This window comes from Photobacterium sp. HL06 (assembly GCF_059552575.1).
This window is the reverse complement of sequence record NZ_CM183914.1, coordinates 2759003-2781630: the sequence shown is the minus strand read 5'-3', so window position 1 is coordinate 2781630 and position 22628 is coordinate 2759003. Positions and strand designations below refer to the sequence as shown.

13 protein-coding genes are annotated in these 22628 nt (G+C 47.8%); 8 read left to right on the top strand and 5 right to left on the bottom strand.

The genetic code is table 11. From position 1 onward, the window contains the following. The first annotated feature begins 37 nt into the window (after positions 1-37). Genes AC51G0_RS12685 through AC51G0_RS12675 form a run of 3 tightly spaced genes read left to right on the top strand, consistent with a single transcriptional unit; the run spans position 38 to position 6736 of the window. Entirely contained in the window at positions 38-4963 is a 4926-nt protein-coding gene (locus AC51G0_RS12685) for a DNA repair ATPase (RefSeq protein ID WP_496298881.1), read from the top strand. Further along, positions 4947-5651, top strand: coding sequence for a phospholipase D-like domain-containing protein (locus AC51G0_RS12680; RefSeq protein WP_496298879.1), 705 nt, complete (start codon positions 4947-4949; stop codon positions 5649-5651). Before AC51G0_RS12685 ends, AC51G0_RS12680 begins: the two co-directional genes overlap by 17 nt. Before the next feature lie 8 nt (positions 5652-5659). Beyond that, positions 5660-6736, top strand: a complete 1077-nt coding sequence (locus AC51G0_RS12675) for a toxic anion resistance protein (RefSeq protein ID WP_496298877.1) — start codon at positions 5660-5662, stop codon at positions 6734-6736. 311 nt (positions 6737-7047) lie between these two features. Here AC51G0_RS12675 and AC51G0_RS12670 read toward each other — a convergent pair whose 3' ends face one another. Beyond that, positions 7048-7200, bottom strand: coding sequence for a hypothetical protein (locus AC51G0_RS12670; protein WP_170107630.1), 153 nt, complete (start codon positions 7198-7200; stop codon positions 7048-7050). Between the two features lie 478 nt (positions 7201-7678). Here AC51G0_RS12670 and AC51G0_RS12665 point away from each other — a divergent pair, with 478 nt between their 5' ends. From AC51G0_RS12665 to AC51G0_RS12650, 4 genes are read left to right on the top strand one after another with little or no spacing between them, the layout of a single operon-like run. Continuing rightward, the gene (locus tag AC51G0_RS12665; RefSeq protein WP_496298875.1) at positions 7679-8179 is read left to right on the top strand and encodes a P-loop nucleotide/nucleoside kinase family protein; all 501 of its coding nucleotides are present in this window, start codon (positions 7679-7681) and stop codon (positions 8177-8179) included. Beyond that, positions 8176-8691 (top strand): GNAT family N-acetyltransferase, encoded by a 516-nt coding sequence (locus AC51G0_RS12660; RefSeq protein ID WP_496298873.1) that lies wholly within the window; start codon positions 8176-8178, stop codon positions 8689-8691. The genes AC51G0_RS12665 and AC51G0_RS12660 overlap by 4 nt, the downstream gene beginning before the upstream one ends. 29 nt (positions 8692-8720) lie before the next feature. Beyond that, the gene (locus AC51G0_RS12655) at positions 8721-9101 is read left to right on the top strand and encodes a cytidine deaminase family protein (protein WP_496298872.1); all 381 of its coding nucleotides are present in this window, start codon (positions 8721-8723) and stop codon (positions 9099-9101) included. Then, positions 9098-9487 (top strand): HIT family protein, encoded by a 390-nt coding sequence (locus tag AC51G0_RS12650; protein WP_496298870.1) that lies wholly within the window; start codon positions 9098-9100, stop codon positions 9485-9487. The genes AC51G0_RS12655 and AC51G0_RS12650 overlap by 4 nt, the downstream gene beginning before the upstream one ends. A 496-nt stretch (positions 9488-9983) precedes the next feature. Here the strand turns inward: AC51G0_RS12650 and AC51G0_RS12645 are convergent, their stop codons facing one another. Next, positions 9984-10730, bottom strand: coding sequence for an RluA family pseudouridine synthase (locus AC51G0_RS12645; RefSeq protein WP_496298868.1), 747 nt, complete (start codon positions 10728-10730; stop codon positions 9984-9986). A 406-nt stretch (positions 10731-11136) separates the two neighbouring features. On the opposite strand from AC51G0_RS12645, the gene AC51G0_RS12640 reads away from it, so the two are divergent. Next, entirely contained in the window at positions 11137-13002 is a 1866-nt protein-coding gene (locus tag AC51G0_RS12640; protein WP_496298867.1) for an MFS transporter, read from the top strand. 66 nt (positions 13003-13068) lie between these two features. Here the strand turns inward: AC51G0_RS12640 and pfaD are convergent, their stop codons facing one another. Genes pfaD through AC51G0_RS12625 form a run of 3 tightly spaced genes read right to left on the bottom strand, consistent with a single transcriptional unit; the run spans position 13069 to position 22623 of the window. After that, entirely contained in the window at positions 13069-14706 is a 1638-nt protein-coding gene (gene pfaD, locus AC51G0_RS12635) for an eicosapentaenoate synthase subunit PfaD (RefSeq protein ID WP_496298866.1), read from the bottom strand. A 16-nt stretch (positions 14707-14722) separates the two neighbouring features. After that, a complete protein-coding gene (locus AC51G0_RS12630; protein WP_496298864.1) occupies positions 14723-20593 on the bottom strand; it encodes a beta-ketoacyl synthase N-terminal-like domain-containing protein in 5871 nt (1956 codons plus the stop codon). After that, positions 20590-22623 carry a PfaB family protein gene (locus AC51G0_RS12625; protein ID WP_496301938.1) on the bottom strand — a complete coding sequence of 678 codons (2034 nt, stop codon included), beginning with the start codon at positions 22621-22623 and terminating at the stop codon, positions 20590-20592. The genes AC51G0_RS12630 and AC51G0_RS12625 overlap by 4 nt, the downstream gene beginning before the upstream one ends. Positions 22624-22628 lie beyond the last annotated feature (5 nt).

The window sequence follows — 22628 nt, the reverse complement described above, 5'->3', positions numbered from 1 at the left end:
TGCTGCTGGCATAAGGGGTTTTCAAGGATTGAGTAAAGTGACAGAAACAACGACTGATAATGCAATTGATAAAGCGGTTGGTGAAGCTGGGGCTTATGAGGTTCTCAAGTCCCGGCTTTCCCAGCAAGGCGAAACGTTAAAATCGCTGGCGCAGACGTTTAATCAGAAACGCCAAGAGACATTTGGCGGGAGTGAGTTTTCACTAACGGGCAAAGCCAATGTCCAGACCGATACCCGCAGCATCCCGGTGGATATGGCCCAGGTAAATGGTCAGCTGCTATTTGGTTACCAAGTCTATATGGGGCTAAAAACGACACCTGCACTGAGTGATGTTTTCGGCCTGTATACCCTGGCTGAGCATGATGATACGTTCCGAATGGAGCCGATATGCCTTGAGGGTTCATTTCTCAGCGATCCCCAGTTTACCCAAGAATTTACAGAGCTTTTTACCTACTACAAAGATGCCCGACTGTCACAGATCTCACGACAGGAAAACATGCTGTATCTGGCCTTTCAGATCGGGATGCGGGCAGAAGACCGTAAGGTGTTTCGTTTTGAGATCGGCAAAGATGCTGTGCGTTATTTGGATGCACAAGGGCAGCATGCCCTGACCGCGGCCCTGCAGCATGACTTTGAGTGGGTGATGACCACCCGTGAAGATCATATCAGCGGCGAACACCCGCATGTCTCGGTTAAAGATCGGTTGTTTGTTGAATGTGTCGGCGGCGATCTGACTATCAAGATTGAAAACAATACCGACCAGGGACAGGGGATTTACGACGAGCTGGTTGATGATGCCTATCAAACCATTGCCGACGCCGAGATCGCCTACGCCGAAGTGGGCGATCTTATTCTGTTGAAAGTGTTGCCGAACCGCGAAAAAGCATACCGCTATTTTATCTTTAACTCACTGAACCATCAGGTTGTCAGGGCGGATGCCATTGGTATGAGCGCCAAAGCCCTGCCGGAAGATCATGGTATTTTGTTTTCACATGGTTATGTGTTGGCAAATGGCGAAAGCAAGCATTACGACGAGTCCTGGCAGGGATTGCGCTTTTTTAAACAGGTCAGTTCGCCTAACGGGGAAGATATTCTCTACTTCTTCTTTGATGTCGAGAAAGGCTCGTATGTTATCTATACCTACAATCTGATTGAAAAGGCGTTTTCATCGCCGATGCACAGTCATGGCTATAGCCTGTACCCGGATGGCCGGATGCTGATGTTTCGGGTCTCCGAAAATGCCGAAGCGGCTACTATTCACCCGTTGCGGATCTGGCAAACTCCTTTCACCGATATTGAGAGTTATACTCAGAAGAACAAGGAAGGTGCAGACTCATTTCTGGTCAACCTCGGCAATGCTGAGCTGGTTCGTGCACTTTCCTCATTATTGTCAATTTGTCAGCTAGCACAGAGCGATGAAGTTAGCCAGACAGCCTATGAATCGCTGCTTAAAACATGCCAGGCAACACTTGACAACTACCACTGGCTGAACAATGCGACAGCGATAGGACTGGGTGAGGCCGTCAGCCAGCTGATGGCAACGGCTGATCTCATCATTGATGAATTTGCCAAGGTACGTCAGCTCCAGCAACATGCTGAAGCTGCGATGGCGAAGCAGCAGGAGAAAGTCAGTGAACTGATTGGTACCCTGAAGCTGGCACCCCGTGATGAAGCCAATACGCTGCTGAGCTTGTTGTCTCAGTTAAAAGCTGAAGTGGGCAATGTGATGGCGTTGCGCGAACATCGCTACATGCCAGAACAACAGGTTGTCGCGCTTCAAGAGCAGCTTGACCACCAACGGCAAGATCTCAACAAAGTCTTGCTGGGGCTTTTGCAAGAAGAAAAAGCATATCGCCCTTACAAACAAGATATCGCCTCTATTGATGATCAGCTGCAAACGGCCGAGAAAACGACCGAATTGGTCGCATTGCAGCAGCGTGTCGATAAAGTTAGACACGATCTGGCACTGGTGACGGAAGAAGTCGCAGACATTGAGACCGATGATCCGACCCAGGCTACCCGGATCCTGGATCTGACCACTGAAGTCACTGCCAAGCTTAACGCGACATCAGCCCGGCTTAAGCAAAAGCATCAGGCCCTGCGTGGTGGCGAAGCAAAAGCGGAGTTCAGTTCACAATTCAAGTTGTTGGCTCAAGCCGTTAATAGTGCGATGGAGCAGGCACAAACTCCTGATCAGTGTGATGAACAATTGGCCAAACTCATTGGCCAGCTGGAAAAGCTGGAATCACGATTTGCCGATTTTGATGAGTTTCTGGCAGAAATTTACGCTAAGCGTGATGAAATTCAGTCTACCTTAGAAGGTCACAAGCAACAGTTGATCACCGCGCAGCAGCGGCGGGTTCAGAACTTAAACCAAGCGGCTGATGTGACTTTCAAAAGCATTGAGAAGCGGGTGGCCCGTTTTGATGATGTCGCGGCACTCAATAGCTTTTTTGCCACCGATAATATGGTTCAGAAGCTGCACCAGCTCTCTCTGTCAATTCGCGATCTTGGCGATAGTGTTAAGGCCGATGCGATTGATAGCAGGCTCAAGGCCGCGCAGGATCAGGCTCTGCGCTCATTGCGGGACAACCAAGATATTTTCGAGCAGGGCGGCAAAGTACTGCGGCTCGGCAAGCATCGCTTTAGTGTTAATCAACAGGCATTGGATCTCAGCCTGGTAGAACATGCCAATGTACTGAGCCTGCATATCTCGGGGACTGACTATTACGAGCCAGTGGCCGATCAGGCATTCCTGGATTTGCAGTCGATGGCTAAATTGGATGTGGCCTCGGAAACAGACAGTGTCTACCGGGCGGAATACCTTGCCTATAGCGTACTCAGATCTGCCCAGCAACAGCAAGATGGTTTGTCCGTCGAGGGATTGCTTCAGGCAGTGAAAGAGAGTGGCTTGCTTAAGCTGATCCAAACGTACGCCGCGCCACGTTATCGTGAAGGCTATGTCAAAGGTGTGCATGATCACGATGCCGAGAAGATATTATCGGCCCTGCTGCCTTGCTATGAGCAGGCCGGGTTACTTCGGTTTGATCAGGCCTCTAGAGCCAACGCGTTGCTGTGGTTGGTGGCAACAACAGGTGAGGCTGTTGAGCAGTGGCGGAAACAGGCTCGCAATGCATTGTTGATGAAACAGCACCTATCATCAGCGGCAGCATTCGATGCACTCAAAACGGCATTGATTGAACAGTTGCCGCAGCATGTACCTTGCGATCGTGAACGCAGTGCTGATTATGCGATTCGCCTACTGGGACAACCTGGGTTGCAGGCTGACGTCAGCCGAGATGCGATTGAGCTATGCGATGTCTATCTGGCTTTCCGTCGCAGCTTAGGCTGGCAGCCTGAACCTGAAAGCGATATTGCCTTACTTGCTGATCATTACCAGTGGCTTAAAGCCTACAGTGAGCACCAGCAGCAAGGGCAGGCCTTCGTGACTGAGGCCGCCGCGCTGGCGACGATCCGCGATAATAGCCGGGTTATGCTGAGTCCGGTTGATTTTTCTTTGCAGCTCAAGGTGCCGTCCTTGCTGGGTGAGCATCCTAGGGTGAAAGAGGGCACGCTAACGATTACTCTAGATGAGTTTCTTCAGCGTTGTCAGCACCATAATAGCCATACTATTGTGCAGTATGACGCCTACCTTAAGCAGCGAGCTGCTCTATTGGAGCAAGCCAAGAAAACTATTCGCCTGAGTGAGTTCAATCCGCGTCCGCTAACCTCATTTGTCCGTAACAAGCTAATTAGTGACAGTTACCTGCCATTGATTGGCGATAACCTGGCAAAACAGATGGGCGCGCTGGGGGATAATAAACGAACTGATTTAATGGGCATGCTACTGCTGATCTCGCCGCCGGGTTACGGTAAAACGACATTGATCGAGTATGTTGCCCACAAGTTAGGCTTGGTCTTTATGAAGATCAATGGTCCTTCAATTGGCCATGAGGTCACTTCGCTCGATCCGCAGGATGCACCGGATCAAAATGCTGCGCGTGAGGTCGAAAAGATCAACCTAGCGTTCGAGATGGGCAACAATGTCTTGCTGTACCTTGATGATATCCAGCACACCAACCCTGAATTCCTGCAGAAGTTTATCTCACTGTGTGATGGAACTCGGCGGGTAGAGGGGAGCTGGAAAGGGGAAACCAAAACCTATGATATGCGCGGTAAGAAGTTTGCTGTTGTGATGGCAGGAAACCCGTACACCGAATCGGGCGATGTGTTTAAAATCCCCGATATGCTGGCTAACCGTGCGGATATCTACAACCTGGGGGATATGCTTTCTGATCAGAAAGCTGCTTTTGAGCTCTCCTTCATCGAGAACTCACTGACTTCAAATCCTATATTGGCACCATTGGCAACGCGCGATCTCAATGATCTCTACCGCATGATTGATATGGCCAGAGGAGAGAATATTGCACTGAGTGATCTCAGCCATCCTTATTCTGCCACCGAGGCCAATGAGATCGTTGCTACTCTTGATAAGTTATTGAAGGTCCAGCAGACAGTATTGAAAGTGAACCAGCAATACATTGCTTCTGCAGCGATGGCCGATGAATACCGGGTTGAGCCTCCGTTCAAGCTTCAGGGTTCATACCGGAATATGAACAAGCTGGGTGAGAAGATATCCCCGGTAATGACAGATGAAGAGCTGCAGACTTTGCTTCAGGATCACTATCAAGGCGAGGCGCAGACGCTAACCGTTGGTACAGAAGAAAACCTGCTCAAACTTGCTGAACTACGAAGTGATATGAGTGATGAACAGCAGCAACGCTGGCAGCTTATCAAGGATGGTTACCACCGTCGCCAGCAGATGGGTGATTCAGAGGATCGGGCCGGACAGATGGTCCAGCAGATGGTGGCGTTAAACCAGAACGTGACTAAGGTGGCGAGAACATTGACACAGAGTGCCGATACGACTTCGCATAAGGAGGCCGATGGTGACAAAGTTTGATATACAGACGTTGTTAAAACAAAGCTTTGACGATTACAAGTTGGATAACACTGAGCGCCGTGATTTGGCCGATAAGCTCGCGACAGCGGAGCTCAAGGTCGACGATTTGTCATACCTTCGCAATCAGAGTTTTCATCTGGTTCAGCAGACACTGCGGGGATCTGGTGACGGTTTGCAGGCATTGAAATGGTTGGAGCAGGTTATTAAGCAACTGGATAAAGTTCGCGGCGCAGGGAATGAGGTGCTGGCAGAATCTTGGTTCTCGCCGGGTAACCGCTGTTTGAACGGTATTAAGCATCAGCTGGAGCGGGCGGTGAAGTCTGTTGATATCTGCGTCTTTACCATTGCGGATGACACCTTGACAAAGGCGGTATTAGCTACTCATCAACGTGGCGTTAAGTTGAGGATCATTACCGATAACGACAAAGTCAACGATATTGGCAGCGATATTGACTACCTTGCTCGTCAGGGTGTCGAGATTAAAGTTGATAATACTAGCTACCACATGCACCACAAGTTCGCCTTGTTTGATAACGAACGTTTGATCAACGGCAGTTTTAATTGGACCCGCAGCGCGTCGCAGTTCAATACAGAAGACCTTACCCTCACTGACGATAAACGCCAAGTTGAGGCATTTGCCCGCCAGTTCGAGCAATTATGGCGCTTTTTCCCCAATTACAATGTATAAGGAATGCTATGACACAAGAATCATCGAATACTATCGAACAGCGGTTAAGTGATGCAGAGCTGAAAAAGGCGACAACACTGGCTGAGCAGCTAAACCCGTTCGATACCGTGTCCACATTGGTCTTTGGGAAAGAGGCCCTGCAAAGTATTACCGCTTTTTCAGATCGGGTGCTTGCAGATGTCAGGGCCAAAGATAGCGGCGATGCCGGCGATATTCTCCATGCCATGGTAACCAACATGAGCAGCTCTCAGTTTGATGAGCTGGGCAAGGAGAGTTTTCTGTCCCGCCTGCCTTTGATTGGTGAGCTGTTTCAGTCGTTTGGCAAGTTTGTCAAAGGGTTTGATACCGTGAAAGATCAGCTTGATGAGCTGGCAAACCACCTGGAAGCACAGGAAGTCAAACTGGCCCAGGATATCCAACAGCTCGATAGCCTGTACGATGAAAACCTCGGCTTGCTGCAGCAGCTAGATATCTATATCCATGCCGGGAATATCCGTCTGGATAGGCTGAAGAACGAAGAGCTGGCCGACTTGAGGGCTAAGGCGGACGCGAGTAACGATCCCTTAGATGGTCAAGCATACCGGGATGCGCTGCAGGCAATGTCACGGCTTGAAAAGCGGGTTCACAACCTCAGCCTTGCCAGAATGGCAGCGATTCAGACAGCGCCGCAGATCCGCCTGTCGCAGGAAGGTAATAAGATGCTAATGGAAGATATCCAGGACATCATTCACAATACCTTACCGCTGTGGAAGCGCCAGTTCCTGATTGCTATCTCTAACTTTGAGAAAGAGAAAGCATTGAAAGTCACTCGTACGGTGAAAGACTATACCAACAAGCAGTATGTCCGAAATGCCGAGAAGCTGAAGGCGCTGGAAGAGCAAATTTCAGAAAACTACCAGCGTGGTATTTTGGATATTGAGTCGCTGCAAACAGTTAACCAGCTCACGATCGACACGTTGAAAAATACCCTCGGCCATGTCAAGGAAGGGCGGATCAAACGCCAGCAGGCTGGTAAGGCGCTGGCACAAGCTGAGCAGGATCTGAAGCTTGCCCTGCAAGATACCTTTGATGAGATGCCAGGTTAACCCTCTCTCCTGACCAACAAAGCCGCGAAATTCAGCGCGGCTTTATTCTGTCGCAATTGCTTAAATAGGCTAATGGTAATTATGTGCTTTAAGCTAGGCGTAATCTGTCATCTTGCTTGACTCCGCTCAATCAGATTCGACAGGTTGCTTTAAGTTATTTTTGCCCCAAAACCATTTAGAGCCAAAGCTCACTCACATGCTGTTCATGTGATTTTACGATACATTTCTAATCGTGCTTGTCGGTTTAGAACACAACACTAAGGTCGTTAGTGACAGGCTTTCATTCATGGAGCATTGTATGGGAATATTGTTTAATATCGATTTTTCTTTTCTTCTTTCTTTTTTTTCTTTTGGTTATGCTCAGCTATTTTTTTCTCGAAGAATTTAGTCATAGTTAAGCCATAGCGCTTTTTTATAAAATAAGCGATGATAGCTAAAATAATGAATCCTAATATCGTACCCATAGATTTCCCCTTGATATATGGAATCTTTTCAAAACATTAGGGAGATTTGAAGTGCTCATTATGCCCATTACGGTAAACTCATAGATTAGGCATCAAAACTGGCTTCTCAACGCCTCTGCGCTTAAACATTTGCTATTACTCTCAATACCAGAAATCGAACAATAAGTATGTGATCAGATTTAACTCGAACACTCAATAATGCCCCATTGTGTGCCAGTAAGGATTTAGGTCGATAAATTCTGTCCCTGACTTATCGGCACTATCTGCACGAACGGAAGCTAAGACGCGGTGCAAGGTTTCTCCCATTTTCTTTCATTTCGCATCTAATGTTACGTATCGAGTAATTGCATAGTTATTCCTCATAAGCAAAAACTCACACATTTCACATAATAATCTTATAAGTCTGAGCGTAATCACAATTAATTCAGTGCATTATCTGTAATCTTACCCACAAGAAAGCGCTTTCAATGTGGGTGGTATGGCTAAAATTTACTTTATTTGTGGTTTCATTGGCTCAGGCAAAACCACATTCTCGAAACAACTGGCGGAAAATGAGTCTGCATTCCGTTTCTCAATAGACGAGTGGATGATCCCTCTATATGGTGAACATATGGAGAGAGATGTTTTCGATGCCCGAATAGCTACCTTAACAGACCTATTTAAGCAATCCACGATACGGATGCTTGAGCTACAGGTATCTGTAATTTTCGATTTTGGATTCTGGAAACAAGCAGATAGAAAGGAAATCGAAGATTGGGCTAAGAGCATAAATGCAGACTACGAAATGATTTATCTTGATGTGGATTTCGATACATGTAGCCAGCGAGCTTTATCAAGAAACTCAGTGAGTGGGAAAGAGTCCTTTGAGATGACACCTGAAATGCTATCCCAATTTTGGTCTTGGTTTGAGGTTCCCAAACCTAACGAGCGGCTAAAGAAGGTATATGGTTCGGCAAGTAATCAGGAAATTGTTGAATGAATTTTCAGTATGTTAAAGATTCCGATGTGTCAGAAGAGTTAGATCTAAAGCTTCGTACCCTACTTAGCTCTTGTTTCATTAAGGGTCATGATGCAGAAATATTCGGTAAGCAGCGGTATTACAACGAAACTCCCCAGCACAGGTATATGCTTTGGGTCAGCGATAAATTAGTTGCTCATATTGCTGTGCATGAGAAGAAAGTGCTAATCAATGGAAAGGCTACGCCCATTTGTGGGGTCGCGGAAGTTTGTGTTCACCCAGAACACAGAAAACAAGGATTGGTTAAAAAACTGTTGGAAAAGGTTCACTCAGACCGACTCAGCCAAGGTGACGCGTTTTCTGTTCTGTTTGGCGATGAGGAAGTCTACGGCTCTAGCGGTTACAGGTGTGTCAATAATTTAAACGCATTGAATGATAGTAAAGCGTGGGCAGTTACTGGGCATACAATGGCTTATCCACTGAACAAAGAGTGGCCGTCTGATGAAGTAAAGTTGGTAGGAATTCCATTTTAGCTGCTTATGCCAAAGAGGAAAGATAGTATATGTACGAGAATCTCATCAATCTTGCTCGCTCAAAAGTTAGGGCTCAAGAGTCCAGCGGACGCATTACATGCGGACAGGTATCAGCAGCTATTGAAACATCCAGTGGTCATCTCTATAGCGGTGTTTGCATAGACGCTGCGTGTTCACTGGGTATCTGTGCAGAAAGGAATGCTATCGGTTCTATGGTAACTGAGGGAGAATTCCGAATTACTAGGTTAGTGTGTATCAAAGAGAGCGACTTTATTCTTCCTTGCGGTGCCTGTATTGAATTATTAATGCAACTTCATCCCCAAAACCGAAACTTAGATGTTTTAATAAATGGTAATGGTGAAACTATAAAACTAAGCGAGCTTATGCCTCAATGGTGGGGGGATTCATGACTATTGTTGAACAGATTGCGAATCGTGAAATTGACGCTGTGATAGTTTATGAATCGCAGGATGTGATTGCATTTGCCGACCATGATCCAATTAACTTCGGCCACATACTAATTGCCCCGAAGCAACCATACGCTTCTTTCCCTGAGCTTCCGCAACGTATTCTGGATGAGATAAATACTGTGGCTAAAGATCTATATCGTAGGATTGAGGCTAAGTTTTGTCCTGATGGAATCAGCTTCATCCAGAATAACGGGGATTTTAACGAACTAGGCCATTACCACCTCCACATTTTTCCGAGATTTCACAGTGATCAGTTTGGTTGGACTAGCAGCAATTTAGGCGTACAAACAAGAGATAAACTCAGAGCTTCGATGAGTGATCTTTAAGTGCGGTATGCATTTTTCTTGGATTTATATGCAATTCTGTAGCAGCGTCGACAGCTTGTGTTTTGAAAGAATTTGTCCAGAACTGTGCAACTCTACCATCGCGTAATAGCGGTGGTTGGTCTGTTTTGGGATACCAGAAGTTATCCTAAGGGTAGATTTCTCCCGTTGTTCCAAACTCGTTTTTGTCCAAAGGCGAGTTAGGAGAACTCTGAAAACTCTGTCATCCGAAAACTCTGTTTACATTTGGCTCGCAATTAAACGTAACGGAGTCGTAGAAGTCACGCAGTCATAGAGCTGGAAACAAACAATTTAGAGAGACTCTTATTTTGCCTCCCTGAACTGAAACCAAGGCACTCGACCCTTTTCCTTAAAATAAGCGCCACGACAAACAAACGTATAAGGTTAAAAGATACGTTATCTCATCTGAGCATAAGTTCGGAATACTGAAGATTTGAGCGCACAAGCTCGAACCAAGTATAGACGTGACACTTATTACTTAAAATGGATTTGGGCTATGACCATGGATAGGCTCGCCTGTGGCTGGGTGAGTGAAGTAAATATCGCTGGCATGGAGCATTAAGCGCTGTGAGATGTCATTCGCTTCAAGGTTGTTGCTTAGCTCTGGGCTGTTATAAAGATCACAACCTAAAATAGGGTAGCCAAATTCAAGGCTATGGATCCGCAATTGATGGGTGCGACCTGTAATGGGTGTGTATTGCACTAAAGTTCTAGGGGGGTTATCCAAACGACTAATTACCTGATAGTCACTAGTGGCACTTTTCCCTGTACCGTGGCAAATCTTTACACGGGGGAACAAAGTCTTATCTTTAGCAATAGGGGCAGATATTTGGCCACTGTCAGCTTTAACCCATCCCGTTAACATAGCGAGGTAACGCTTTTGCACTGTCCGTGCTTGAAACTGTTTATTCAGACTCTTAGATGCAGCACTGTTAAGCCCCACCACCATAACACCAGAAGTCCCTAAATCTAGCCGATGTGGCAATTTAGCATCCATAAAAGCAGGCGTCGCTTTTTTAGTCTGGGTAGCGCCTTGACCGTTAACTAAACGATAATGCACTGAATCCCAATTAAGAGGGTTTTTACCCGATAAACTTAACAAACCACTCGGCTTATTAATCAATAAAATATCATCATCTTGATAAAGGATCTCTACCCTAGCCTGACACTCAGGTGCCACAAAATTATCAATGATTTCACTAGTAGAAGAGTCAGATTTAGACATTTAAGGGTCCTGATGTAATAAAAGAGAGAAGGTTCAAGTTGTAGTGGATGAGTTAAGTTGGCCACTACTTTGTCGGTAAACCGATTGCTTTGCAATAGCAGAGATTATCCGAAATTTCTCAGTCTCTTGAAATTCGCAACAAGGTTTTGTCCCAACTTGAGTCGGTATGAACTTTTTCCTCTTTCCATCTAAGCTGTATTATCAAGTCACCTGTGCTTTTAACCTTCCCCAATAATCCAACACTGAATCATTAGTTTACGTGTTACGGATAAACTTTATTATCTATATATCATTGATTTTATTTGGAAGTGAGGAAATCTCATAGAATTCAATTGAACACTGTTCGATTGTGTTGTAGATTAACTGAATCAAGGAATTCAAAGATTGAAAACAACGAGGGCAGGATATGAATCAGTTTACGTTATTGGGGAAAAGGCGTTTTTTACCCTTTTTCAGTACTCAGGCACTTGGCGCATTCAATGACAACTTGTTTAAGAATGTCTTGCTGTTGTTTATTGCATTTTCCGGGCTCTATAGCCAAGAGGCCAGTACCGCTCTGATCAACTTAGCTGCCGGGCTGTTCATCCTGCCTTTTTTCCTACTGTCGCCAATTGGGGGACAACTGGCTGACAAGTATGAGAAATCTTCGTTGATCCGGAAAATTAAACTGGCTGAAATTACCATCATGTCGGCTGGCGCTGTTGCACTCTGGTTTAACTATGTGCCGGGACTATTAGCGATATTATTCCTGATGGGGGCTCAGTCAGCCTTGTTTGGCCCTGCTAAGTTTGCCTTGATGCCGCAGCATCTTGCCGACCGGGAGCTGGTGGGTGGTAATGCTGTGGTAGAAATGGGTACGTTTGTAGCGATCCTTGGTGGTACCGTTGCAGCAGGCTTGTTATTTTCAGCGAGCGATTCGACGCTGTTGATTGCTGCTTCGGTATTGGTGTTATCCGTGCTGGGGTATTTGAGCAGCCGGTTCATTCCCCGGGCCAAAGCCAACGACCCGTCGCTGGTGGTGAACTGGAATCCCTTCACTCAATTGGTAAGAACTGTTAACCATGCTCGCCAAGATCGGACTATTTTCCTCTCAATCTTGGCCATTAGCTGGTTCTGGTTTATTGGGGCCACCTACCTGACACAGCTTCCTAATTTTGCCCGTGATTACCTTGGCGGTAATCCGCAGTTGGTGACAGTACTTCTGACGGTGTTTTCAGTTGGTATAGCAATGGGATCACTGGTTTGCGAGAAGCTCTCCGGAGGTCAAGTTGAGCTGGGTATTATTCCAATTGGTGCCATTGGCATTAGTCTGTTTGGTTTTGATTTGTTTTTCGCCAGCCAGCAGCTTGTTGTCGAATCGGGTATTACAGCTCGAGCGTTCCTGACTCATGGCGAAAATCTGCGAATGCTGTTTGACCTTGCTATGGTAAGCGCATTCGGCGGGATTTTTGTCGTGCCTTTGAACGCCTTGATCCAGCAGCGCAGCGAGGCTAAAAGCCGTGCTCAGACCATTGCCGCCAATAATGTCATGAATGCGTTGTTCATGGTATTAAGTGCCGTTGCTGCCGTACTCTTACTAAATGTCTTTGAGCTTTCAATTCTTGAGCTGTTTCTTGTTCTGTCAGTCGGCAATGTGCTGGTGGCTACCTATGTGTTCTCTCAGGTACATGAGTTCCTACTGCGTTTTGTGGTCTGGTTGCTGACCCATACGTTATATCGAATCAACCACAAAGGGTTGGACAATATTCCCGAGCAGGGAGCCGCGGTGCTTGTCTGTAACCATGTCAGCTATGTCGATGCATTGTTGATAGCAGGTGCCTGCCGTCGCCCGGTAAGGTTTGTGATGGACAAAGATATAGCCAACATGCCGGTTGCCAAGTATTTTTTCAAATGGATCAAGGCTATTCCAATTTGTGCCCACGGTAAGTCTCCGAAGATCTACCAGCAGGCTTTTGATAGCATCAGCCAAGAGCTGGCAGCAGGTGAAATTGTCTGTATCTTCCCAGAAGGCAAGCTGACTAGAACCGGCGAGATGAATACGTTTAAAAAAGGGATTGAGAAAATCATCAGCCGAAACCCGGTACCCGTCGTGCCTCTGGGCCTGATAGGTGTGTGGGGATCGTTTTTCAGTCATGAGAGAGGGCGAGCATTTACCACATTGCCATCACGGTTTTGGTCAAAAATAGAAATTGCTGCCGGGAAGGCTGTGGCACCAGAATATGTCTCGGCGAGGGGGCTGCAGGAGAGAGTTGCTGCTTTGATTGCTGACTAAGTGGCCCGAAAAAGCGGCCTTCAATTGAAGGCCGCTTGCTAGTAGGTTTCTAAAAACTGATCTTTGTTAAGCCATCTTGTGCTCAGGCTTCCAGCGAGCCAGCTCCGCAGGCAATCTGATACCTTGTGAGGCTAACAAGTTAATACGTGACAGGTAAGCGGCACCGTGCATCAGATGTTTGGCTAGATCAACGGCCCGTCGATCTTGGTAGTTATCTAAGTAACTACCTTTTGCCCACGCGTTGAATGCACCGAGTGCCGGGCCCGCCCAGATTTGATAATCCATTTCACGGCCTGTTTCGCCGGTGTTTGACCAACGGCTTGAAAGGCCAAGATACCAACGGAAGATCAGTGCCATCTTACGTTTTGGATTATCTTGTGCGCGTTCGATTTGCTTTGGATCGCGCTCGTTAAAGTGAGCCACTGTTCCGGCCCAGATTTCATCAAGGGTAGAGCGGAATACCTGAGTTTCGAGCTTATGACGCTCGTCGGCAGGAATTGCTTCAATCGAATCGTAGCGGGTATAGATGTCATACAGCTTGTTCGCGCGCATTGGGAACAAAGTGCCGCGTTTAACTACCTGTAGCTTAACACCCATTTCGAACATATCGGCAGCAGGAGCCATGGTCACATCGGCCATTTCTGTCGTAGCAAGCAGCTTACGAGTGTGCTCACTCGCGCCAGCTTCGATACAAGCTTGGTTAATAGAACCTGTTACGATATACGCGGCACCCATGTTGAATGCAGCCAGTGCTGCATCAGGAGTACCGATGCCGCCACCAGAGCCAACACGTAGTGGTGTTTTGAATTGGTGTTTAGCTTGAATCGTCTCTTTTAACGCCAAAATTGTTGGCAGTAGCGTTACAAGAGGGCGGTTATCGGTGTGACCACCAGAATCGGCTTCGGCAGTAATATCATCAGCCATTGGCACTAGCTGGGCCAATTCCATTTGTTCTGCAGTAATACGGCCTTCATCAACTAAGCCTTGAAGCATTTTAGCCGGTGCTGGTTCCATGAACTTAATCGCGACTTCAGTTCGGCTAACTTTCGCAATCACTTTGTTAGCAATAACGATTTCGCCTTGTGCATCGCGGCTTAAACCAGCAGCGCGGTATTGAACGATTTGTGGTGTCAGACCTAAGAATGCTGACGCTTCAACGGTGCGTACTTTGTGCTTGAGGAACAGTTCGACACTGCCGCGTTCCAGCGCAGGCTCGCTTGGGCTGTGGATCAGGTTAAACGCATAAGGGCCACTTGGTAGCGCAGCCTGAATACGGTTAATGGCCTGTTCGACGCGTGCCGGGATCAGGCCTGCCGCACCGAATGAGCACAGAATGCCTGCTTGACCAAGAGCGATAACCAGCTCTTCCGAAGAGATACCATTGGCCATGGCACCGGCATAATAGGCATATTTCACGCCGTGTACCCGACGGAAGTCATTGTCACCGAGGCTTTGTGTACCTAGAGCCGGGGCGAATGCACTTACTGGGTGAGTATTGTCAGCACTTGCACTCTCACCTGAAGTAAGCTCGGCTTGTTGACTAATACCTAAGCCTTTTTCTGGATGATTAACCACGTAACAACCAAGGCTCAAGTCTTTTAGGACTTTGGCCATTGCTGCGTTATCGAAGTGGATCGCATTTTCTTCTACCTGCCACGGCCATGGTGATAGCTTTTCGTTATTCATGGTTGTTTGCGTTGTCATATTATTCATTCCTAACTCAAGCTTCTTCAATACAGATTGCAATGTCTTTTACTTCGTAAATACGCAGGCCGTCTTTACTTAGGTTGGCATCACCAATGATGATGCGTTTACCGTCTTCATCTTTAATCGCGGTGATATGGACATCCAGAGACATTTGCTTGTTCAGTGGGTTGATCTGACCGCGATATTTCCATTTCACTTCAGATTGAATCTGACCAAACTTCGGTGAACGGAAACCTGCGCCTAAATCTTTGTTTAGGGCATAAGTTTGCATCAGTTCGATAATCGCTTCGACACCCAGGGAACCCGGCATCACAGGATCTTGGTGGAAATGGAACTGGAAGAACCAATCGCTTGGGTCGATGGTACGCTCTGCATACAGGTAACCTAAGCCCGCTTTACCACCATCGCTGGTGATATCAACTTTGTCGATGAAGTTAAGGCGACCGCCAGCTAGCTGGTAGTGTGGTTGAGCTTCACCTGTTGCGGAAACTGGCGCATTAAAGTAACGGCTTTCTTTATCAAGCAGGTTGATACTGACATCTGGCGTACGATTGTTTTCGATGTGCCAAGGTTGCGTCACTTTACCGTTATCCAGACCAAGCTGATCTTTTAGCGCTGCACCTTTGAAGTAACCAAATACTGCGGTACCTTCATAGAAAGGCACACCATCAGTGCTTAGCTCGAAGCTAAAGCTTTGAACGATGTTGGTACCCATCATGACTGTTGAAAGCAGGCGGGAATCATTAACGATGGTCTTACCGCGCAGGTCAACATTGCGTAGCATCTTACCGCTACCATCAAGGTTACGGAAAAACAGCTCTTGCCCAGGGAAGCCCAGGGTGGTGCCCATGTAGCCTGAAATAAAGCCATTTGGCTGTAGCGAAATTTCCATCAACACCGAGTAAGGCATCAGTGTGTTGTGGCTGTTTTCTTCAAAGTACCAAGCATTTTCCGGCACTTCATATTCAGCAATACATGACGACGGTGTTTTAAAGTCACCACGGGTACCGTTCACTTCTATCACACGGGTGGTTAGCTGTAGATCGCCACACGGCGTACGTGGTGGGATCATGCCGCGATAGATTGAGAAATCAGGACCAAAACATTTTTCGATGTCACCGGTTGCAAACTCAAACATGTGGTACGGCGTGAACGGTACCGTGTCTGGCGTGCGGTTCGGGTAATCTGGTGTTGTTGGAGCTTCAACGTGCTGAAGCGGGATAACACCCTTGTTAGGTGCCGTGTTCAAGTCGGGGATCTGCGCCATTAGAGGTGCATTGGCAGAAGCTTGCTTGCTCACAGTGGGTGCAGCTGTTTCTACAACAACATCTTCTGTAAGGTTGTTAGCCAGAGTAGCTGCACTGTCTTGGGCAACATATTCTGATGAGCCGGTGTAGCGAGTACATTCCGCTTCTTCTTTGATCATTACACCCAAGTTTTGGAAATCAACAACCACTTTGCCATCAAGCAAGATATCGATGTTTGCTTTCGCATACGGGCGAGGGCTTAAACCAATCTCAGTGACTTCCATACGGTAAGTTAACACTGCAGATTGAGGTAGCACCTGGCCACGGCAACGTACTTGTTGTGGTGCACTTTCAAGTGGCTGGAAACGACCATTCTGAACTTGCGTGTGCATACCCAGATACATCATGAAGAACTGCAGTAACTGACCACAACCTTCAGCCATCAATGATCCAGCCATGACTGAGTCATCTTTGAAGTGACAAGGGAAGTACCAGTGATCAGCTTCAAGTTGCTTGTGACCTTCGATCAGGCCAAGTCCCCATGCACCACCTTGTGGATCTACATGGCTAACTTGTTCAATCATCATGAACTTATCTGAGCTAAAGCACAGTGATGGTTGGTGACGATCTGAAATATGACTGTCACCGAAACAACCCGCGATATTCGCGCTTAGCAAGTTATGTAGTGTCTGATAATCGAATTGCGTTTTTTGACAATGAAGAAGCGGGTTAAAACGCTGTTTAACCGCTAGGTTTCTTGATTTGATTTCATCTTCAGTGCGAATAACACCTTTACCATCTGCCAGCTCTTCATCAGTAAAGAAACCAGCACAGCCGTTATCCATCTTCAGGATCATCTTGTCGCCGACAAAACATTCGTAAGAGAAGAAGAACAGTAAGGTATCGCCATTACGGGCAAAGTTGTTGATCGAGATATCGTAACGCAATGTATCGCCACCACGCGGCAAGTCGCCCAGGAAGGTGAGGGTACAATCAAGCAGACGATAAACACGCTCGCCTTTGTTTTCAAAATCGATGCCGAGGTAGCTAATTAGCATCAAGTCACATTGACCTGATTCTACAGCAACGGCCCAAGGAATTTGGCCATCAACCAAGTACGGTGCATCCACAGGGATATCGTATTCTGTTGTCATGGTGCTTGGTTTGTACTCAAGCATGGTTGCATCAAGCTTGGTGACGCGCGATACCAGCAGGTAATCGGTAGTTGGCAGCCTTACACGGCGGGAATAGCTGTCGATGATCGCGTAGTCAGGGCCAAAGACATTGGCAATATCGCCTTCAGCGTATTCGACTAAGTCTTCATAGTCCCAAATACATGGTTTGCGAATAGGTTTTGCGATAGCCGTTGTTTCAGCTGGTGCAGCCATTACATTCTGTGCCGGTGTGGCTTGTTCTGAAGTTGCGTTAGGTTCCGAAACAGCGTCAGGTTGATGATTAAAGACCTGGCCTGTACCCGCATTCATTTGCGCGGTAACTTCGTTAAGCTGTGCCTTCAGTAGAGCGTCAGCCATCTTCAAACCTTGCTCGCGGTTTTGCAAGAAGGCTTGGTGGATCTGCTGTGCCAACTGTTGATTTTCTACAAATGATGCGCTCTTGAGTGAGCTTAAATCATTTTGCTCTTTAGCGGATAGGACGTTTGTCATACTGCTTTGAATACCTGTGTTCGGTGTCTGGCTAGCTGCTGCCAGATTCGGGGATACTGATGGCGTCGGCGCTTTGCTAGGCGTAATTGGTGTCATTCTTGGCGCCTGCGCGACAGGCTGTACAGCTTTTTGTACAATGGCTTGTACTCGCGGTTTCGCGTTAGCGACTTTCTGCTGGATCTGCTGTAGCTCAGGAAGATCCGTTGTCACGATATGCTGATAGATATCGCGTCCACCAAGGGTAACTTGCTTGACTAGCTGACGTGTAGCGTTGGCAGGCAATTCGCTATCAAGGCGCACAGTCAGTGATTGTGTCTCGTTGCCTGATTGCGTGACAAGAAGCTGCGAGCACTGACCCTCACTGAGGTTAGCGACGATAGCTGCTTTTGTACCAGTGTTGGATACCGTTTTGTTTAGGTTCAACAGTCCGTGGAGCATGCTCGCCATACCCGATGCGGCATAACAGTGGCCCATGCGCTGGCTGGCCTGAGTTTGCGATGCATGAGAAAGCGGTAGGTGCATGACATCGGCGCTTTCTGGCGCTTGGTTGAGCTCCAGCAAACTGATGTTGTTTGCGGCAATACCTGTTTCAGCCAGAAGACGATCAGCGACAGAGTGACTTTGATTGATTGAACCAAAACCCAGTGCGCTGATTTCGCCATAGCTTACGCTGCTGTTGACGTTTTGCTGCTTTTGTTGACTTTCAGCATCGACAAGAACAATCGCACCAGCACCTTCGCCGACATGCCAACCACTATCTTGTGCCGTCGAAGCCACTGGCGTAATGCTGTTTTTGAGAATAACTTGCTCGGCACTACCGCTGAGATCTACCGCGGCGATCACGACTGCATCCAGGGACTCTTGCGACATCAAGTTTTGAGCGACATCGATACAACGAGCGACAGACTGCTCAGCTGCAGAAATGGTAAATGCAGGGCCGTTGAAGTCCCACAGCGAGGCAATCCGCGATGCCATGATGTTGCCGATAAAACTGGTGTACTGATTTAGCTTGGCAGCATCCAGCACACTGTCCATGGCGATAGCTTCAAGGGCTTGGTATTCGCTATCACTCAGTTCGACACCCATGTTCTTCAGGCTATCGGCAAGCTGCGTATGCAAGTTAACACGGCCACGGAACTGGTGCATTTCCAGTTCAGTTTCCATCGCAACCAGAACGGCAACTTTTTGTCCGGCTTCAAGCTTGGCGTCACGAATGGCTTCATCAGCGACTTTCATCAGTAAAAGTTGCTGAGAAATCAGACGGTCATCTTCGTTCGGTGGCACTTTGAAGCGCAAGAAATCCAGCTCGAACTGATCGATGTACGCACCGTGCGGCACGGTATGTAAACCAAATTGGCTTAATAGCTCAGGGTGTTGATCAAGGCCTTTCCAGCGCTTCTTCGGCAAGGCTGCAAATGCATCTGCGCCTGTTTCAATTGCATGATCCAAGGCATTGATGGTTTTTAATGAACCAAAGTGCGAGGCTAAACCGGTGATTTTCAACGGAGTCGATACAGTCGGCTTAGATTTTTGAATCGGCGCTGCGTATGTCGATACAGTTGGCTCTGACTGAGATGAATATGCTTCGAGTAACAGGTGAGCGTTACAGCCGCCGAAACCAAATACCGAAACGCCAGCGCGACGTTCAGGGTTGCCTGCTTTGTCAGGCCATGGCTGAACTTGGGTTGGCAGTGTGTGCGAACCAAATAAACCATCAGGTGAAGAAAGCGGCGTTGATAAATTAATGCTTGGCGGTAGTACGCCTTCTTTCATGGCGAAGATCATTTTCATGATCCCCGGCATACCCGCAGCGGTTAGCAAGTGGCCTAAGTTGGATTTTGCTGAACCGATAAGCGGTGCCTGCGTGCCGTTAAGTTTGTCGGCAAAGAAGCGCTCCATCGATGTCAGCTCGACTTTATCACCCAGAGGGGTACCTGTTGCGTGACATTCAATCACTTCGATACTATCCGGAGACAGGTCGGTGGCTTCATACGCACGCTCGAATGCTTTGACCTGTCCTTTGCTGTTCGGGCTAAGGACAAACTGACCACGACCATCATTGGATAAGCCAATACCGCTAACAACTGCGTAGATCTTGTCGCCATCGCGCTCAGCATCTTCAAGGCGCTTAAGAACTAACACGCCCGCGCCTTCACCGGCAAACAGGCCTTTGCTGTTGCTATCGAACGGCACCGAGACACCGTGGTCTGGGTAGGCGTGGAAGATGGAGAAGCCCATGTTGATGAAGAATGGGTCGGCACCTGAAACCGCGCCCGCCAGCATCATGTCAGCTTTGCCGGTACTAAGGTAATCACAGGCGAGTTTAAGCGAATAGACCGAGCTGGCACAGGCCGCATCGAGGCTCAACTGGGCGCTACCAAGGCCAAGTGCGTCGGCGACTAGCTTAGACGCATTATGGGCAGCCGCACCATTGGCTGGGTTGATACTTTTTGCTTGGTTATTCGACGGGCTCAACGAAAAATGGTCGTTAGCCAGTTTTGCTTGGAGCGCTTTCTCTACCGCAGAGTGATAAAGCGGTAGGAATAGATCATTGGAGCGGGTGGTCGGAAAAGACAAGGCACCCATGATCACGCCGGTACGTTCAAGTACTGTGGCATCTAACGGAATACCAGCATCAGCCAGTGCTTTCCGGCTGGTGTCCAGAGCCCAAAGAAAGCTGTCGTCTAGGCCTTCGAACTTCTCGGTGGATAAGCGGTATCCGCTAGCATCGAAAGTGAAGTTCTGGATGTAGCCGCCTTTATCGCAGTAAAAGCGGTCTGACTCTCCCTGCTGACCTTGATAATCATCAGGGTTTGCACCGAGCTTCTCAGGGCTTAACGTGCTGCGAGAGTCTCTCTTATCCAGCAGGTTTTGCCAAAATGCTTTCGGTGTATCCGCATCGGGATACTGGTTAGCTAAACCAACAATCGCGATTTTATTGCTTGAGGAAGTCGTTTTCTGTTGAGAACTCACACTGGCTCTCCTTGTATTTTGTTCGCAGGTAGTGCTTTGTTCGCAGGTAGCACCCCATTCTCTGCCGACGAAGTATTCACTTGCTGCTGTTCAAGCCCTTTCAATAGGGGCTCCAGTGACAGAGGGATTTGATGCGTGATGAGCTGACCAAGGCATTTGAGCAGGGTGAGAATATCGTCTCCACCTTTAGCATTTGCCGCAACGGTGCAACTCTCTGTTGTCACCTTATCTGCACGATTAATCTTATCGATGAGGGTGCTGGTTTGCCTATCTGCGCCAACTTCAACAAATAAACGTGCACCTTGCTCACGGGCACTGCGTATCAGCGCCGTAAAGTCGAGTGTCGAGCAAAAGGTATCCGCAATTGAATTAGCGATACTTTGGCTATCGATGTTTATCGGCTGATTCTGGTTCTTGGGCAATAGGCCGGCAGCACTGATAAAGCGAATGTGCTCAGGCAGCTCATCGCATAGTGGCTGGCGGTAGAACTCAGTGACTTGCTGATGCTGGCTCAACGCTGGTGTGGTGTGCATTGCTGTGACTCGATTGGCCGCAATACCGCGTTTACCCAGCTTTTTGAGAAGTGCACGGCAGTCATTTTCGCAGCCAGCCAATACACAGGTATCACCTTGAATAATCGCAAGGTAAGCATGTGGAAACTCAGGTAGCAATGCTTCAATCGCTTCTGGTTCACAACGGACAACAAAGCTGTTCCAGGTGATGTCGTCGCTGTCGCTTAACTGCCACGCCTCACGTACAGCGGTTAATTTGCCAGAAATAGCGGTGGTAAAGATCGGACTGGTTTGGGTCATTTCGATCAGTGCGTGTGGATTTTTCCATACGCCTAAACTTGCCCACATCGATGCTTCGCCTTTGGAGTAACCCAAAGCGAAATCAGGTTTAACTGCGAATTCTTCGCATAACAACTGGGTTAACAGATAGCTGCTACCTACACCGGCAATGGCCAGTTCACCCAAACTCATTTCGGCTGCATTGTCACCATATGTCTTATCGGCTTGTAGCATTTCCTTGAGGTTACCTTCACGTTCAAGGCGGGCGTAAAGCGCTGGGAAATATTGATGTAGTTCGCGGAACATTCCTGGGTAAACGGTGCCGACGCCGGGGTAGACAAAGGTTACTCCGCCTTTGCTGTTTGGTGACGGCGAAAAACAGCTGCCTGCCGGCGTTTTATAGTGGCTGTTTTCAGCCATTACTTTCGGCAGGGCGTTACTGATGGCAGAGATCTCTTGCTGCACAGCGGCGACTGAAGTCCCTTGCAGGACAACGACCTGTAGTGACAGTTTGCCTGAAGCATCAGCCTGATATTGCTTGAGGTTTTCGCTCATCAAGTGAATCAGGGTATTTGATGCATCGCCACTCTCTGGCAGGTTATGTAAACGCTGAGCAAGTTGGCCAAGCTTTGCTTGTAACTCTGATTCATCATGCCCCGATACAATCAATAACAATCGAGTGGCTGAAAGCAGAGAGCTAGCGGCTTGTAGCCCCGTAGCTTGAGTTAATACAAGGCTGCTTTGCTCACTAAACGTTAAGCTAGCCACTCGTGCTTTATGCGGTTCAGTGAACCAGTAATGGTCTGTGATTGTACGGCTTGCAAGGTCTTCAACCATCTGGCAAAAAGCAGAGAATTTTTGAGTCGCTGTTAGCGTATCAAACGTTTGCCGGTTGCTTAGGTCGGCTTCATGGCGTCGTGATTGAGAAAGTGCTTGCGTGATGCTATCAGCAAAACCTGACAGGTACGCATGAGGATGAATTTTGTTTTGGGCAGCCATTAAACCCGCAAGCATCAAGAGTGCGGGCTGTGATTCATCATGCTCAGTACCAGCGATGAGTCGAACCAACTTGCCTTGGCTTACCGCATCAATCGCTGCTTGCAGCGCGGTTTCAAAACTATCGCCATCAAAGCTATCACCAATAGAGATGTTCTCAATCGGCGGTAATGAGGAAAAACAATCGGCAGAAAGCCCAGCAGCATGCGCTGGCTGGGCTAAAAGAGCGATGCGCAACGGCATCGCTT

Bases quoted from the DNA above. Each gene is read 5' to 3' on its own strand.
- AC51G0_RS12655 (WP_496298872.1), top strand. From the start codon at position 8,721: ATGTACGAGAATCTCATCAATCTTGCTCGCTCAAAAGTTAGGGCTCAA.
- AC51G0_RS12645 (WP_496298868.1), bottom strand. From the start codon at position 10,730: ATGTCTAAATCTGACTCTTCTACTAGTGAAATCATTGATAATTTTGTG.
- AC51G0_RS12665 (WP_496298875.1), top strand. From the start codon at position 7,679: ATGGCTAAAATTTACTTTATTTGTGGTTTCATTGGCTCAGGCAAAACC.
- AC51G0_RS12660 (WP_496298873.1), top strand. From the start codon at position 8,176: ATGAATTTTCAGTATGTTAAAGATTCCGATGTGTCAGAAGAGTTAGAT.
- pfaD (WP_496298866.1), bottom strand. From the start codon at position 14,706: ATGACAACGCAAACAACCATGAATAACGAAAAGCTATCACCATGGCCG.
- AC51G0_RS12670 (WP_170107630.1), bottom strand. From the start codon at position 7,200: ATGGGTACGATATTAGGATTCATTATTTTAGCTATCATCGCTTATTTT.
- AC51G0_RS12675 (WP_496298877.1), top strand. From the start codon at position 5,660: ATGACACAAGAATCATCGAATACTATCGAACAGCGGTTAAGTGATGCA.
- AC51G0_RS12680 (WP_496298879.1), top strand. From the start codon at position 4,947: ATGGTGACAAAGTTTGATATACAGACGTTGTTAAAACAAAGCTTTGAC.
- AC51G0_RS12650 (WP_496298870.1), top strand. From the start codon at position 9,098: ATGACTATTGTTGAACAGATTGCGAATCGTGAAATTGACGCTGTGATA.
- AC51G0_RS12640 (WP_496298867.1), top strand. From the start codon at position 11,137: ATGAATCAGTTTACGTTATTGGGGAAAAGGCGTTTTTTACCCTTTTTC.
- AC51G0_RS12625 (WP_496301938.1), bottom strand. From the start codon at position 22,623: ATGCCGTTGCGCATCGCTCTTTTAGCCCAGCCAGCGCATGCTGCTGGG.